This is a genomic window from Amycolatopsis sp. NPDC059027 (assembly GCF_042739735.1).
Classification (GTDB): domain Bacteria; phylum Actinomycetota; class Actinomycetes; order Mycobacteriales; family Pseudonocardiaceae; genus Amycolatopsis.
The window spans coordinates 40,773-55,830 of sequence record NZ_JBHYIK010000066.1; the positions used below are offsets into that span (position 1 = coordinate 40,773).

The following is a 15,058-nucleotide window of genomic DNA, read 5'->3' on the forward strand; positions in this document are numbered from 1 at the left end:
GGGTGTTACGGGGTTGCGCCGCGAACGCGATCAGTCCAGATCGTCGTGGCGCATGAGCTGGCGACCCGCCTCGGTGATCGATCCGGACAGCGACGGGTACACCGAAAATGTCAGTGCCAGGTGGTCCACTGTGAGCTGGTTCTGGACGGCGAGTGCGATGGGAAGGATGAGCTCGCTCGCCGTCGGCGCCACGACCACCCCACCGACGACCACGCCGGTGGCGGGGCGGCAGAACAGCTTCACGAAGCCGCGGCGGAGGCCCTCCATCTTCGCCCTGGCGTTGGTCGCGAGCGGGAGCATGATGGTGCGTGCGGGCACCTCGCCGGAGTCGATCGCCTGCTGGCTGATGCCGACGGTGGCGATTTCCGGGTGGGTGAAGACGTTGGCGGCGACGGTCTTGAGCTTGATCGGCGCGACGCCCTCGCCCAGCGCGTGCCACATCGCAATCCGGCCCTGCATGCTGGCCACCGAGGCGAGCATCAGGACACCGGTGCAGTCACCGGCGGCGTAAATGCCGGGGACGCTGGTGCGCGAGACCCGGTCGACGGTGATGAAACCGCCGGGGCCGGGCTCGATGCCGACTCGCTCCAGGCCGATGTCGGTGGTGTTGGGGATCGAGCCGACGGTCATCAGCGCGTGGCTGGCCTCGATCACCCGGCCGTCGGCGAGGTGGACCTCGACGCCCTTCTCGGTGCGCTCGACCCGATCGGCGCGAGCGTGCTTGACCACCTCGGTGCCGCGCTGGGAGAACACTTCCTCCAGCACCGCGGCGGCGTCGGCGTCCTCGTGCGGGAGAACGCGGTCACGGCTGGAGACGACGGTGACCTTGACACCCATCTCGGTGTAGGCGGAGGCGAACTCGGCGCCGGTGACGCCGGAACCGATCACCGCGAGGTGTTCGGGCAGCTCGGCGAGGTCGTAGAGCTGACGCCAGTCGAGGATGCGCTCGCCGTCCGGCACGGCGCCGGGCAGCACGCGCGGGGTCGCGCCGGTGGCGATCAGGACGACGTCGGCGGGCAGCGTCTCGGATTCTCCACCCGGATGGGTGACAGCGACCTTGTGCGTGGCGAGGCCCGGCTCGTCGTCGCAGAAGCGCGCCGCGCCGGTGACCACGCGAACACCCTCGCGCTGCACCCTGGCGCGGATGTCGGCGGACTGCGCGAGTGCGAGACCTTTCACTCGTCCGTGGACGGTCGGCAGGTCGATGCCGGTGTCCGCGAGGTCGGTGTTGATGCCGAGCTCGCCCAGATCGTGCAGCTTGGCCAGCGCGCCCGAGGAGGCGATGAACGTCTTCGACGGCACGCAGTCGTAGAGCACGCAGGCGCCGCCGAGGCCGTCACGCTCGACGATCGTCACGTCGGCGCCGTGCTGCGCGGCGACCAGAGCCGCTTCGTAACCCGCCGGGCCGCCGCCCATGATCACGATCCTGGTCACCTGAGTCCTCCTAGTACGCGCGTACGGGGTGCGGCTTCACGGTACGCGGGCGGGTTGACGGACAGACGAAGTGGCCGGACACGGCATGTGCGTCCACTCGGGTGACGGATGGGTCGCTAGGCTGTCGGCGTGCCGTTGTATGCCGCGTACGGATCGAACATGGAGCCCGCCCAGATGCTGGAGCGCGCCCCGCACTCACCGATGGCCGGCACCGGCTGGCTCGAGGGCTGGCGGCTGACCTTCGGTGGCGAGGATCTGGGCTGGGAAGGTGCACTGGCCACGATCGTCGAAGATCCCGGCTCGCGGGTGTTCGTCGTGCTCTACGACGTCATCTCGCTGGACGAGGAGGGGCTCGACCGCTGGGAAGGCGGCGAGCTCGGGATGCACAACAAGATCCGCCTCCGGGTCCAGACGATGGACGGCTCGGTCTTGGCCTGGCTCTACGTCCTCGACGCCTACGAAGGCGGCCTCCCCTCCGCCCGCTACCTCGGCGTCCTCGCCGACGCCGCCGAAGCCGCCGGCGCCCCCGCCGACTACGTCGACAACCTCCGCACCCGCCCCTGCCAAGGCATCACCGGCTGATCACGCGAGTTCTCCGTCCAATCACGCCAGTTCGCCTCCCCAGCACACGAGATTCCCGCCTGATCACGCGATCTTGTGGCCTCGCTGCTCGAACACCGCGCCCAATGCCCGCAGCATCCGGCGCGGGTCACGGAGATCTGCCGCTGAAGCTCGAATCGTGACCCAACCGCGGCCCGCCATCCGTGCGTCCCGTTCGAGGTCGTAGCCATGCCGCTCCTCGTGAGCGGCGAATCCGTCGTATTCCAGCGCGATCCGGCACGATGGCCAAGCGAGATCGAGCACGTAGAGCTTGCGGCCGTCGATCGTGGTGATCTCGTACTGTGCTTCCGGAATCGGAAACCCCGCTTCCACCACGATCAACCGGAGAACGCTCTCCGGTGGTGATGCGGCCAGGCCCGTGGCGAGGTCGAGCAGCGTCCGCGCCCTGTGGATACCTCGCTTGCTCGGCCGCTCGTCCAAGCGATCACGCACGTTCTCCCGCAGGCGCCAGCGGTGGTCGGGAACAAGCTCCCCCAGGGCCTCGTCAAGCGCCGCGAAGGCCATGTGCTTGTCACCCGTACAGAGCAGGTCCGCCAAGGCCAGATCTACGGCGCAGACTCTCAGCCCGTCGAGTTCGATGACGTCAGTCGGCGCGAGTTCGCCACGATGCACCACCAACCCCGACTTGGACTTGATCTTCCGCTCCGGCGGCACAGTGATGTGGATCTCGGCGCTGTCGATCGCGGAAATCCCATGTAGGGCAACAGAAGTCGTCCCGGACAGAACCGCGGTCGTATCCGTCGCGAGCACGGCCGCTCGGGCGCGAGTCGCCAGATCGAGGGAAGCGGCCGCGTGTACGACCACCCCTCGCCACGGCTGGGTGAGCACGCCACTCGCCAAGCCCGCCAGCACAGCTCTCCGGCCAAGCAACTCGTCGGCTTCACGGCGGGTGACCACACCTCGTCGGCTATTCCAGTCGATCACACCGTCGAGGATCGGCGCTTTCCGCACCGGGCGATGACACTCCGCGCAATCTGTGGATAACTCCACCGGCTGTGGATAACCCCGCGACACGCGGGAACGTGACAGAAAGGCGAACCCGCGTGCTTACGAGGCGATGTCGCGTGATCAGACGGAGATCTCGCGTGATTAGGCGAGGGTGGTGAGGGCGGTGTGGACTAGGGTGCGGACGCCGACGAGGAGGGCGCGTTCGTCGAGGACGAAGGTGGGGCGGTGGATGTCCGACATCGGGGTGGTGCCGCCGGACCAGACGCCGAGGCGGGCGAAGGCGCCTTGGACGTGTTCGAGGTACCAGCCGAAGTCTTCGCCGCCGGAGGACTGCTCCGTGCCCGCGAGCGCTTTCTCCCCCAACGCGGCCTCGACACCGGCGCGCATCAGGGACACGCTCTCCGCGTCGCTCATCACCGGCGGGACGCCGCGGCGGTAGTCCAGCGAGAACCCGACCCCGGTCGGCGCGAGCAGCGACTCCACCGACGAGGCGACCAGCGGCTCCAGCATGGTCCAGACCTCGTGGTCGGCGGTGCGCAGCGTGCCCCGCAGCACGCCGTCCTGCGGGACGGCGTTGGCGGCCTGACCGGCGTGCACCGCGCCCCAGACCAGCACGGTCCCGGACCGCGGGTCGACCCGCCGCGAAAGCACCGACGGCAGCGACGTGATGACCGTGCCGAGCGCGTGCACCAGGTCGGCGGTCAGATGCGGCCGTGAGGTGTGCCCACCGGGCGAGGTCAGCCGCAGTTCGATGAGGTCGGCGGCCGAGGTCAGCGCGCCGACCCTGGTCCCGATGCGCCCGACCTCGAGCCGCGGGTCGCAGTGCAGCCCGTAGATCCGCTCGACGCCGTCGAGCGCGCCGGCCGCGATCATGTCCAGCGCGCCGCCGGGCATGACCTCCTCGGCGGCCTGGAAGATCAGCCGCACCTTGCCGGGCAGCTCGGGCGCACCGGCCAGCGCGCGGGCCGCGCCCAGCAGGATCGCGGTGTGCGCGTCGTGCCCGCACATGTGCGCCGCGCCGTCCACGGTCGACGCGTACGGCAGCGCGGTCGCCTCGGTGAGCGGCAGCGCGTCCATGTCGGCACGCAGCGCGACACACCGGTCACCCTGGCCGATGTCGCAGACCACCCCTGTCCCGCCGGGCAGGACCCACGGCTTGAGGCCGACGGCGCGCAAAAGAGTGACGACCAGTTCGGTGGTCGCGAACTCGTGCCGGGACAGCTCGGGGTGCGCGTGGATGTGCCTGCGCCAGGCGACGACGTCCGTCGCGTTCGCGCGCAGCCAGTCGTCGAGCCAGAACGGGCCGCGGCCCTCGCCGAGATCCTGCACCGGCGCCATGCTGACCCCGGCTTCGGAGATCAGCGCGCCGGGCGCCTCGGCCGTGGTGACCAGGCGACCCTCGGAGTCGTTCTGGTCGCCTGGAACGTCCGGTCGTGAATCGAGCACCGTCACGCCGCACCTCCTCCCGCAACACGGCTGGCCGACCCGATGCCCGAGATGGACGTATCGGGTGTCACGCAACGTGCCGTCAATCCAGTCTTACCCATTTGCCGATGATCGTGCACCATGCAGGCGGCAAGAGGCGCCTTCCGGACGGCGAAGGCAGACGGCCGGTAGTGGATCTGCGACGAACGGCGTCGCCGAATTCGGCCTGGGTGAACGGAGAGTGCTGCTCGGCTCGCGCTTGGTCGCGGCCGGGAACCAGGTCAGGACGACTTGCTCTTCTTGCGCTGCCTGCGGCCCAGGATGACGATCAGCAGCAGCAAGGCGGCGACGACGCCCGCGATGATCTTGTTGCGGCTCTTCTCTTTGTTCGCTTTGTCCGTTTCAGCGGGGTCCAGCACCGGCCCTGGCGGCTGCTGCCGCGGTGCCACCGACACCGACGCCGCCCCAGCGAGTTGAGCATTTACGGAGTACACGACAGAAGAAGCGGCGGGTACCTGGGCTGCCTGCGCGGGCGCGGCGCAGAGCACCACCAGTCCCAGCAACCCCGTGACCACCAGACTCCGCAGCTTCGTCATGACTTCCCTCCGTCACCGGTGCGTCCCACATTGTGCCCGCTCTCCGGCCGGGGTGTCACCCGCCACGCGGGGGCGCGGAGAACGCGTCCAGGATCCGCTGCGCGGCGAGCGTCGCGGTCAGCTCACCGTCCCGGACCGCCCGCTCGACGTCCGGAACGACCGCTCGTACCTCCGGATGCGCCGACAACCGGCCGAGCAGTTGCTCCCGCACCATCGACCAGGTCCAGTCGACCTGCTGCTGCCGCCGCCGCTCGGCCAGTTCGCCGGACGCGGACAGCTGGTCGCGGTGCCGGGTGATCTCGGCCCACACGCCGTCGAGCCCGGTCCCGGTCAGCCCGCTGCAGGTCAGCACGGGTGGCGTCCACGCCGCGTCCGGTCCGTAGATCATCCGCAGCGCGCCGGAAAGCTCGCGCGCCGCCCGTTTCGCCTCGCGTTCGTGGTTGCCGTCGGCCTTGTTGACGGCGATGACGTCGGCGAGTTCGAGCACGCCCTTCTTGATGCCCTGCAACTGGTCGCCGGTCCGCGCCAGGGTCAGGAAGAGGAAGCAGTCGACCATGTTCGCCACCGCGACCTCGGACTGCCCGACGCCGACCGTCTCGACCAGCACGATGTCGAACCCGGCCGCCTCCATCAGCACGATCGTCTCGCGGGTCGCCCGCGCGACGCCGCCGAGTGTGCCGGACGTCGGCGACGGCCGGATGAACGCGTTCGAGTCCACCGCGAGCCGGGCCATTCGGGTCTTGTCCCCGAGAATGGAACCACCCGTCCGGGTGGACGACGGGTCCACCGCCAGCACTGCCACACGATGCCCGGCCGACGTCAGGTCCGTACCCAGCTGGTCGATGAATGTCGACTTGCCGACACCGGGGACGCCGGTGATCCCGACCCGCTGCGCCCCGCCCGCCTGCGGCAGCAGCTCGACGAGCAGTTCCTGCGCCCGCGCGCGGTGGTCCTCGCGGTTCGATTCGACCAGCGTGATCGCCTTGGACAGGGTCCCGCGGTCACCCGCGAGGACTCCCTTGGCGTACGCCGCGACGTCGATCTTGCGGGGCAAAACTCAGGACTCCTGCACCGAAAGCTGGGACAGCAGGTCGATGGCGGCGTCCGCGATCACCGTGCCAGGCCCGAAGATCGCCGCCGCGCCCGCCTCCCGCAACGCGGGGTAGTCCTGCGGCGGGATGACGCCGCCGACGACCACCATGATGTCGGAGCGGCCCAGCTCGGCCAGTTCGTGACGCAGCGCCGGGACGAGCGAGAGGTGCCCGGCGGCCAGCGAGGACACGCCGATGACGTGCACGTCCGCCTCGACGGCCTGCCGCGCGACCTCGGCCGGGGTGGAGAACAGCGGGCCGACGTCGACGTCGAAGCCGATGTCGGCGAAGCCGGTGGCGATCACCTTCTGGCCGCGGTCGTGCCCGTCCTGGCCCATCTTGGCGACCAGGATGCGCGGACGGCGGCCCTCCTCCTCGGCGAACTTGTCGACGAGTTCGCGAGCCTTTTCCACGTTCTGCGACTTACCGACTTCCTCGCGGTACACGCCGGAAATCGTACGGATCTGGCCGGAATGCCGCCCCCACAGCTTCTCCAGCGCGTCGGAGATCTCGCCGACGGTGGCCTTCGCCCGCGCCGCGCCGATCGCCAGCTCCAGCAGGTTCCCGCCGTTGCCCGCGCCCTCGGTCAGCCGCCGCAGCGCGTCCTCGGTAGCCGCGGAATCCCGCTCCTCACGCAGACGCCGCAGCTTCTCGATCTGCTGTGCGCGGACACCGGCATTGTCCACTTTGAGCACGTCGACCTGCTCGTCCTCGGTGAGCTGGTACTTGTTGACCCCGATCACCGGCTGACGACCCGAGTCGATCCGCGCCTGCGTGCGCGCGGCGGCCTCCTCGATGCGCAGCTTCGGGATACCGGCGTCGATCGCCTTCGCCATGCCACCGGCCTGTTCGACCTCGGTGATGTGGCCCCAGGCCTTGAGCGCGAGATCGTGCGTCAGCTTCTCGACGAACGCGCTGCCGCCCCACGGGTCGATCACCCGCGTGGTCCCGGATTCCTGCTGCAGCACCAGCTGCGTGTTGCGCGCGATCCGCGCGGAGAAGTCGGTGGGCAGCGCCAGCGCCTCGTCCAACGCGTTGGTGTGCAAGGACTGCGTGTGGCCCTGGGTCGCCGCCATCGCCTCGACGCAGGTGCGGACGACGTTGTTGTAGACGTCCTGCGCGGTCAGCGACCAGCCGGACGTCTGGCAGTGCGTACGCAGCGAGAGCGACTTCGACGACTTCGGATCGAAGCCCTTCACGAGCTTCGCCCACAACAGCCGCGCGGCGCGGAGTTTGGCGACCTCCATGAAGAAGTTCATGCCGATGGCCCAGAAGAAGGACAGCCGTGGCGCGAACTTGTCGATGTCCAGTCCGCCGTCCATGCCCGCGCGGATGTATTCGACGCCGTCCGCGAGGGTGTACGCGAGTTCGAGGTCGGCGGTGGCTCCGGCCTCCTGCATGTGGTAGCCGGAGATGGAGATCGAGTTGTACTTCGGCATGTGCTGCGAAGTGAACGCGAAGATGTCGGAGATGATCCGCATCGACGGCTGCGGCGGATAGATGTAGGTGTTGCGGACCATGAACTCCTTGAGGATGTCGTTCTGGATGGTCCCGGCGAGTTTCTCCGGCGGCACACCCTGTTCCTCCGCCGCGACCACATACAAGGCCAGCACGGGCAGCACCGCGCCGTTCATGGTCATCGACACGCTCATCTTGTCCAGGGGAATCCCGTCGAAGAGCTGCCGCATGTCGTAGATGGAGTCGATGGCCACGCCCGCCATGCCGACGTCGCCGGACACGCGCGGGTGGTCGGAGTCGTAGCCGCGGTGGGTCGCGAGGTCGAAGGCGACCGAAAGGCCCTTCTGCCCGGCCGCGAGATTGCGGCGGTAGAAGGCGTTCGACTCCTCGGCGGTGGAGAAACCCGCGTACTGGCGGATGGTCCACGGCTGGTTGACGTACATCGTCGGGTACGGGCCGCGCAGGAACGGCACGATGCCGGGGTATGTGCCCAGGAAGTCCACATCGGACAGATCCTCGCCGGTGTACACCGGCTTGACGCCGATGCCCTCGGGGGTTTCCCAGGCCAGCGCGTCCGGGCCCTTACCGGTGGCCTCCTGGACGGCCCGCGCCCAGTCCGCGCGCTCGCCCGGCCGCGCCGAGCCCAGCTCGACGGAAGCGAAGTTCGGAACACTCATCGCGAAACTCCCAACTGGGCGTGGATGCCGCGCAGGACGTCGAGCGCGTCGCACCCGGCGAAGACGTACCCGCCGACACCGGCGTAGTCCTGGGGTTTTCCGGCCAGCAGCACGGTTTCCGCGCCCGCCTCGGCCAGGGACGCCGACGCCTGAACCGCATCGGCCGCGTAGGCGTCGTCGGTACCGCACAGGCACGCGATCCTCGCGCCGCTGGCGCGGAACTCGCCGGGCAGATCGTCGGTGGCGCCGGGGTTGACCGGCTCGATCCCGCCCGCCTGGAACAGGTTGGCCGCGAACGTGGCCCGCGCGGTGTGCGCGGCGACCGGGCCGAGCGTGGCGAGGAAGACGCGGGGCCGGACGCCGTGTTCGGCCAGGTACGCGTCGGACGCGTCGCGCAGGGCCTCGAACGCCTCGGCGTACCGGTGCCGGGGCAGCCCACCCTCCACAGTGGACGGCAAGGGCGCGCGCTCGACCGGTTTCTCCGTCAGGTTCGGGAATTCGCTGATGCCGGTGAGCGGGTCGCGCCGGGTGGCGAGCCGCTTCGCGCGCTTCTCCCAGGTCTCGGCGAGCCGCGCGGCCAGCGCACCGGACGCGAGCGAGGCCTCGATCCCGCCTTCGGCCTCGATCGCGGTGAATTCCGCCCACGCGGCGCGCGCGAGTTCGTCGGTGAGGTTCTCGACGTACCAGGAGCCACCGGCGGGGTCGATCACCCCGGCCAGCCGGGATTCCTCCAGCAACACGGCATGGGTGTTGCGCGCGATCCGCGCGGAGAACGCGTCGGGCAGGCCGATCGCGGCGTCGAACGGGAGCACTGTGACCGCGTCCGCGCCGCCGACCCCGGCGCCGAAACACGCCAGTGTCGTGCGCAGCATGTTCACCCACGGGTCGCGCTGCGTCAGCATCGCGGGCGAGGTCACGGCATGCTGCCGCATGCCGCGTGCCTCGACGCTCACCTCGGAGACCTCCGTGACGCGGGCCCACAACCGCCGCGCGGCACGGAACTTCGCGATGGTGAGGAACTGGTCGGCGGTGGCGGCGAGCCGGAACTCCAGCTGCCCTGCCGCGGCGTCGACGTCGAGGCCCGCCTCGGTCAGCGCCCGCAGGTAGGCGACCCCGGCGGCGATCGTGGCGCCCAGTTCCTGCGCGTCCGAACCGCCCGCCTCGTGGAACGGCAGGCCGTCGGCGACGATCGTGCGCAGCTTCGGGTACGCCGAGGCCACGCGGGCGGCGAGCGCGGCAGCAGGTGCCACGGCAGTCGCGGCGCCGGTGCGGGCGGCGACGCCGATCGGATCGGCACCGAGCGTGCCCAGCGCCGCGCTGGCCGGGATCTCGCGCTCGGCGTAGATCTCGAACAGCGCTTCGGCGGCGGCCTCGTAGCCGGCACCGGCGTCGAGGACGACGGTGGCCAGGTCGAGATAGACCTCGTTGAGCGCGTCGGCCAGCGCGGACACCGGCAACGCGCCCTCGCCGACGCGCAGCCAGACCGAACCGACGCCGCCTTCGAGATCGGCGAGGATGGCGGTGTTCGCGGCCTTGGCATCAGGCAGGACGTGCCGGGCGCGGACGTCCCACCCGGTACTCACCAGGCCCTGCGGGCGGGCACCGCGCACGAACGGCGGGAGACCGGGGAAGCCGGGCTCGCCGAGCGCGTCGCCGGCGGTGTAGAGCGGCTGGATCTCGATGCCGTCGTAGGTCCGCGTGACGAGCTTGCTCTCCGGCGCGCCAGCGAAGTCTTCGGGGAGTCTGCCGCTCTTGCGCAGCACGGCGGCCACCAGCTCCTGCCACTGCGCCCGCTCCGCCGCCGGGAACTCGGCGGCGAGGGCGAGTGCGGCGTCGGCGGTCTGCACTGACCCCGGCCCAGCCTCGTGTGTCATACCCAACGATGGTAGAGCCCTCACCCTGCGTCGTTCTGTGACACTTGTCGCGTCGAACGCTCTGGTTCCCGTGCCCGAAGACGCACGCTGAGTCCGCGGCTGTCGGGGTGATACGACACAATTGGGCGCGTGTCCACCTCCAGCGAATCCTCCCGCGTCGTCGCCGGGCGCTATCGGCTGCGGTCGGTGCTCGGAGCCGGATCGATGGGCACCGTCTGGTCGGCCTACGACGAGTTCCTGCACCGGCCGGTCGCGGTCAAGGAGATGAAGCTGCCGCCGGGCGTCCCGGCGTCGCAGGCGGACGAGCTGCGCGAGCGGACGCTGCGCGAGGCCCGCGCGATCGCGGTCCTGTCACACCCGAACGTGATCATCCTGCACGATGTCGCCCGCGACAACGACGAGCCGTTCGTGGTCATGGAGCTGCTGCCCTCGCGCAGCCTCGCGCACATCCTGCGCGACCACGGCCCGCTCACCGTGGCGCAGGCCGCCGCGGTCGGCATCGCCGTCGCCTCGGCGCTGGAGGCCGCACACGCCGCCGGGATCACGCACCGCGACGTCAAACCGGGGAACGTGCTGGTCGCCGGGGACGGCCGGATCAAGCTCACCGACTTCGGGATCGCGCGCAACGTCTCCGAGGCGACCATGACCCGCACCGGGATCATGCTCGGCTCGCCCGCCTACATCGCGCCCGAGGTCGCCTCGGGCGGGGCGGTCGTCCCTGCCGCCGACCTGTGGGGCCTCGGCGCGACATTGTTCGCCGCCGTCGAGGGCGCCGCACCCTACGACGCCGACGGCGATCCGCTGGAGACGGTCGGCAAGGTCGTCAACGGCAAGGTCCCGAAGCCCTCCCCCGGCCAGCTGGCCGACGTCATCTCGGCGCTGATGAAGAAGGAGCCGGCGAAGCGCATCTCGCTGCGCGAAGTGCGGCACCGGCTGTACCCGCTGCAGACCGGATCGGCACTCGACCTGTTCGGTCCCGAGCTGTTCCGCACCCCTGACGGCAAGAAGACTTCAGCGCAGCCGGACGCCACGGACACCCAGATCATCAAGACGGTCACCCCGGAACGGCAGGCCGAGGAAAGCGGCGCCGCGCTCGCGGCCGATCCCGGACCGCTGCCGTTCCTGCGCGGCGCCGAGAGCCCGGCCACCGCGTCGGCGGCCCTGCCCTCGCTCCCGCCGCCCCCGATGCCGCAGTCCCCCGTCCTCCCGCCACCTCCGGTCCCGGCCGCCCCACTGGCCCCGCTCGCCGCACTGGCCCCGGCGCGTCGGAGCGCGAAGGCGAGCGCGGTGCTCGCGGTCGTGTCGGTGCTGATCTTCCTGATCGCCGCGGGCGGCGGGTTCGTACTGGCCAGGACCGTCGGCGGGCAGTCGCTGCTGCCGGTGGCCGCGGGGGCGCCGGTCTCGAGCGGGCAGCCCGCGGTGGTCCCGCCGCCGATGCTCGTCACGCAACAGGGCAACTCGAACGCGGTCAACGGGGTCAAGGGCGGGCAGTTCACGCTCCAGGTCCCCGACGGCTGGCTGAAGTTCGTCGCCCCGCACCGCACGCCGTCCAACATCACCACCACCGTGGTGCAGTTCGTGTCGCCGGACGGGCGCCAGGCCATCCGGGTGGAGCGGCTGGCGGGTTACATGGCCTACACCGGCAACTCGTTCGCCGACTACGTCAACGACCTGAAGAAGAGCTACCCCGGGGACACGTTCTACCTGGCGAAGGAGGAGGACCTGCCGTCGAAGAACGGGCGCGCGCTGACCTACCGGACCACGGAACGTGCCGCCGCCAGGGGCGCCGAGACCTCCGGCGCGATCACCCGGTCGACCTTCGCGAACCTGATCGTGTCCCACGACGATCTCTGGGTGCTCTCGCTGACGGCGCCGTCCGAGCAGGAGGACACCGCGCGCACGGACATCTTCGACCGGGTCGCCCCGACACTGAAGATCACCGGCTAACAGTCGTCGCCGGACCGGTAGCCCGGCTGGAAGAGGCGCCGCGACTCGCGTTCCTGCGCGAACCTCCGCAGCCCGGCGAACAGGCGATCCCCGAGCACGCTGCCGACGACGGCGGCCTCGACGATCCGCTCCAGCGTCGGCAGGCCGATGGTGATGCCCAGGTCGACCACCGCGAGCTTCTGCGCGAGGTCGGCGTACTCGTCGAGCCGCGCGATCAGCTCGTCGTGCCCGAGGTCCCGGATCCGGCACAGGACGTCGATCACGTTCTGCTCGGTCCGGTCGTCGTCGTGCAGTTTCCAGCCGTGCCGTTCCGCGAGCCGCTCCAGCAGGCCCCGCGCCCAGGCGTGGTCCTCCGCGCTCACCTCGGCCGGTTCCGGGCTGAGCGCGTCGAGCGCGATCCCGAGCGCGTTGTGCGTCGTCTTGCTGCCGTCGACGGCCTTGAGCACCTCACCCACCGCGGCCAGGGACAGCCCGCCGACCTCGCGCAGCGCGCGGACGAGCTTGAGCCGCTGGACGTGCGTCGCGTCGTAGCGGGCCTGGTTGGGGCTGGTGCGCTCGCCGGGCGGTAGCAGGCCTTCGCGCAGGTAGTACTTGACGGTGGCCACCGGCACCCCGGACTCGGCGCTCAGCTCCGCCATCCGCATCCGTCTCACTCCGATCTCGGTGAGGGATCTCAGGGACATCCCTGAAGACTTCCTCAGGATGGATAGTTTAACTTCCCATAACGGAGAGCTTGACTATCCATTCTGGGAGGATCTCATGACCATCTTGGCCGACATCCGGACCAAGCCGTGGCAGTGGCACCGGCCCGCGACCGGGTTCGCCTTCGCGATGGCGGGCGCGGCCGTGCTGTGCGTCCTCGGCCTGTTCGCCGACCAGCGGACGCTGGCCGGCGCGCCGATCTGGGCCAAGCCGCTCAAGTTCGCGATTTCGGGGGCGTTGTACTTCTTCACCTGGAGCTGGCTGGTCTCGCTGCTGCCCCGGTTCCGCCGGACGGCGTGGTGGGTCACCACGGTGCTCGTCGCGTTGTTCGCCGGCGAGTACGTCCTGCTCACCATGCAGGCGATCCGCGGGACGGCGAGCCACTTCAACCGGGCGACCCCGTTCGACGCCCAGGTGTTCAACGTCATGGCGATCATGGTCGCCGCGTTGTTCGTCGCGACGCTGATCCTGACCGTGCTGCTGACGTTCAGCCGTCAGCGGGACCGGGGGACGTTCTGGGCGGTGCGGTTCGGCGGGGTCATCTCGCTCGTCGGCCTCGCCCTCGGCCAGCTCATGACCAGCCCGACGCCGGAGCAGCTCGCGCTGGCGCACGCCGGGATCAGGCCGGACATGCGGGGCGGGCACACCGTCGGCCTCGCGGACGGCGGGCCGGGCCTGCCGATCCTCGGCTGGAGCACGGCCGGTGGCGACCTGCGGATCCCGCATTTCGTCGGCATGCACGCGCTGCAGCTGCTGCCGCTGCTGGCACTCGGCCTGCTCGCGCTGGCGAAGCGGTTCCCGGTACTGGCCGACGGCGCGGTCCGGGCCCGGCTCGTGCTCGCCGGCTCGGCGGGGTACGCCGGGCTCGTCGCGCTGGTGACGTGGCAGGCCGAGCGCGGCCAGTCGATCGTGCGCCCGGACGGGTTGACGCTGCTGGCGTTCGGGGCGCTGGTCCTGGCCGTCACGCTCGGTGCGCTGGCCGCGATCGGCCGCCCGGCGAAGCGCGCCCAGCTCGGTACGGCGGTCTGACGCGATGACGGTTCCGACGCTGTTCGGCTGGACCTTCCCGATCGCGGCGCCGTTCTGGGCGCTGATGATCTTCCTGCCGGGGTGGTCGTGGACACGCCGGATCCTGGCCTCGCCGTGGGTCCCGCTGCTGCCGCTGGTGTGCTACTTCGCGCTCGCGATCCCGCACTTCGGCGAGCTGTGGCGGGCGGTCAGCAGGCCGGATCTCGGTGTGCTGCAAGGGTTTCTGGGCACTCCGTACGGGACGGCGCTGATCTGGGCGCACCTGATCGCGTTCGACCTGTTCATCGGCCGGTGGATGTATCTCGAAGCACGGGAGCACCGGATCCACCCGCTCGTCACGAGCCCGATCCTGGCGCTGACGATCTTCCTGTCCCCGTTCGGACTGGTCGCGTTCCTGGTGGCCAGGAGCGTCCGGATACGCTCGCGCACATGACAGAACACGAGGTCGCCGCGTCCGCCATCGCGGAGCGCACGGGCGTCGGGAAACACGACATCGCCGTGGTGCTGGGATCGGGCTGGCGCCCGGCGGCGGACGTCATCGGCACGCCGGAGGCGGAGATCCCGCTGGGCGAGCTGGCCGGGTTCGTCCAGCCGAGCGCGGTCGGGCACGGCGGGACGGTCCGGTCGGTGCGCGTCGGGGACAAACGGGCGCTGATCCTGCTGGGGCGTACGCATTTCTACGAGGGCAAGGGCATCGACCCGGTGGTGCACAACGTGCGCACCGCCGCGGCCGCCGGTGCCAGGACGGTGCTGCTGACGAACGCGGCGGGCGGGCTGCGGGAGGGGATGCGGGTCGGCCAGCCGGTGCTGATCTCCGATCACCTCAACCTGACCGCGCGTTCGCCGATCGTGGGGGCGAACTTCGTCGACCTGACCGACCTGTACTCCGCGCGGCTGCGCGGGGTCGCGCAGGAGATCGACCCGTCGCTGGAGGAGGGTGTCTACGCGGGACTGACCGGGCCGCACTTCGAGACACCGGCGGAGATCCGGATGCTGCGCACGCTCGGCGCCGACCTGGTCGGGATGTCGACGGTGCTGGAGGCGATCGCCGCGCGGGCGGCCGGGCTGGAAGTGTTCGGGCTGTCACTGGTGACGAACCTGGCGGCCGGGATGACCGGCGAACCGCTGAACCACGAAGAGGTGCTCGAAGCGGGCCGCGCGGCCGCCACCCGGATGGGCGAGCTGCTGCGCGAACTCGTCTCCCGCGCCTGAGCGAAAAGCTGCTGAAGGGGACTTTCCTCGCATGGCATGCGAGG

At 70.4% G+C, this 15,058-nt stretch carries 13 protein-coding genes; 5 read left to right on the forward strand and 8 right to left on the reverse strand.

Going from position 1 to position 15,058, the window contains the following annotated elements; translation table 11 throughout:
* Window positions 1-30 precede the first annotated feature (30 nt).
* Entirely contained in the window at window positions 31-1,434 is a 1,404-nt protein-coding gene (locus ACFWY9_RS34935; RefSeq protein WP_378329452.1) for an NAD(P)H-quinone dehydrogenase, read from the reverse strand.
* A gap of 129 nt (window positions 1,435-1,563) precedes the next feature.
* Here ACFWY9_RS34935 and ACFWY9_RS34940 point away from each other — a divergent pair, with 129 nt between their 5' ends.
* Window positions 1,564-2,016: a gamma-glutamylcyclotransferase gene (locus ACFWY9_RS34940; protein ID WP_378329453.1), complete on the forward strand. Its 453-nt coding sequence runs from the start codon at window positions 1,564-1,566 to the stop codon at window positions 2,014-2,016.
* Between the two features lie 63 nt (window positions 2,017-2,079).
* Here the strand turns inward: ACFWY9_RS34940 and ACFWY9_RS34945 are convergent, their stop codons facing one another.
* From ACFWY9_RS34945 to ACFWY9_RS34970, 6 genes are all read right to left on the reverse strand, one after another.
* Window positions 2,080-2,979: a DUF559 domain-containing protein gene (locus tag ACFWY9_RS34945; protein WP_378329503.1), complete on the reverse strand. Its 900-nt coding sequence runs from the start codon at window positions 2,977-2,979 to the stop codon at window positions 2,080-2,082.
* Window positions 2,980-3,144: 165 nt separating this feature from the next.
* Window positions 3,145-4,455 carry an amidohydrolase gene (locus ACFWY9_RS34950; protein ID WP_378329454.1) on the reverse strand — a complete coding sequence of 437 codons (1,311 nt, stop codon included), beginning with the start codon at window positions 4,453-4,455 and terminating at the stop codon, window positions 3,145-3,147.
* Window positions 4,456-4,709: 254 nt separating this feature from the next.
* Window positions 4,710-5,024, reverse strand: a complete 315-nt coding sequence (locus tag ACFWY9_RS34955; protein ID WP_378329455.1) for a hypothetical protein — start codon at window positions 5,022-5,024, stop codon at window positions 4,710-4,712.
* A gap of 55 nt (window positions 5,025-5,079) precedes the next feature.
* Entirely contained in the window at window positions 5,080-6,078 is a 999-nt protein-coding gene (gene meaB, locus ACFWY9_RS34960; RefSeq protein WP_378329456.1) for a methylmalonyl Co-A mutase-associated GTPase MeaB, read from the reverse strand.
* A 3-nt stretch (window positions 6,079-6,081) separates the two neighbouring features.
* Window positions 6,082-8,250 carry a methylmalonyl-CoA mutase gene (gene scpA / locus ACFWY9_RS34965; protein WP_378340864.1) on the reverse strand — a complete coding sequence of 723 codons (2,169 nt, stop codon included), beginning with the start codon at window positions 8,248-8,250 and terminating at the stop codon, window positions 6,082-6,084.
* A complete protein-coding gene (locus ACFWY9_RS34970; protein WP_378340865.1) occupies window positions 8,247-10,124 on the reverse strand; it encodes a methylmalonyl-CoA mutase family protein in 1,878 nt (625 codons plus the stop codon). Before ACFWY9_RS34970 ends, scpA begins: the two co-directional genes overlap by 4 nt.
* Window positions 10,125-10,328: 204 nt before the next feature.
* Here ACFWY9_RS34970 and ACFWY9_RS34975 point away from each other — a divergent pair, with 204 nt between their 5' ends.
* Window positions 10,329-12,071: a serine/threonine-protein kinase gene (locus ACFWY9_RS34975; protein WP_378329504.1), complete on the forward strand. Its 1,743-nt coding sequence runs from the start codon at window positions 10,329-10,331 to the stop codon at window positions 12,069-12,071.
* Here the strand turns inward: ACFWY9_RS34975 and ACFWY9_RS34980 are convergent.
* On the reverse strand, window positions 12,068-12,754 hold the full coding sequence (locus ACFWY9_RS34980; RefSeq protein WP_378329459.1) for a MerR family transcriptional regulator: 687 nt from the start codon (window positions 12,752-12,754) through the stop codon (window positions 12,068-12,070). The genes ACFWY9_RS34975 and ACFWY9_RS34980 overlap by 4 nt on opposite strands.
* Before the next feature lie 76 nt (window positions 12,755-12,830).
* Here ACFWY9_RS34980 and ACFWY9_RS34985 point away from each other — a divergent pair, with 76 nt between their 5' ends.
* From ACFWY9_RS34985 to ACFWY9_RS34995, 3 genes are read left to right on the forward strand one after another with little or no spacing between them, the layout of a single operon-like run.
* Complete coding sequence (locus ACFWY9_RS34985) at window positions 12,831-13,802, forward strand: hypothetical protein (RefSeq protein WP_378340866.1); 972 nt, start codon at window positions 12,831-12,833, stop codon at window positions 13,800-13,802.
* Window positions 13,803-13,806: 4 nt separating this feature from the next.
* Complete coding sequence (locus ACFWY9_RS34990; RefSeq protein WP_378329461.1) at window positions 13,807-14,235, forward strand: ABA4-like family protein; 429 nt, start codon at window positions 13,807-13,809, stop codon at window positions 14,233-14,235.
* On the forward strand, window positions 14,232-15,014 hold the full coding sequence (locus tag ACFWY9_RS34995; protein ID WP_378340867.1) for a purine-nucleoside phosphorylase: 783 nt from the start codon (window positions 14,232-14,234) through the stop codon (window positions 15,012-15,014). Before ACFWY9_RS34990 ends, ACFWY9_RS34995 begins: the two co-directional genes overlap by 4 nt.
* Window positions 15,015-15,058: the final 44 nt, after the last annotated feature.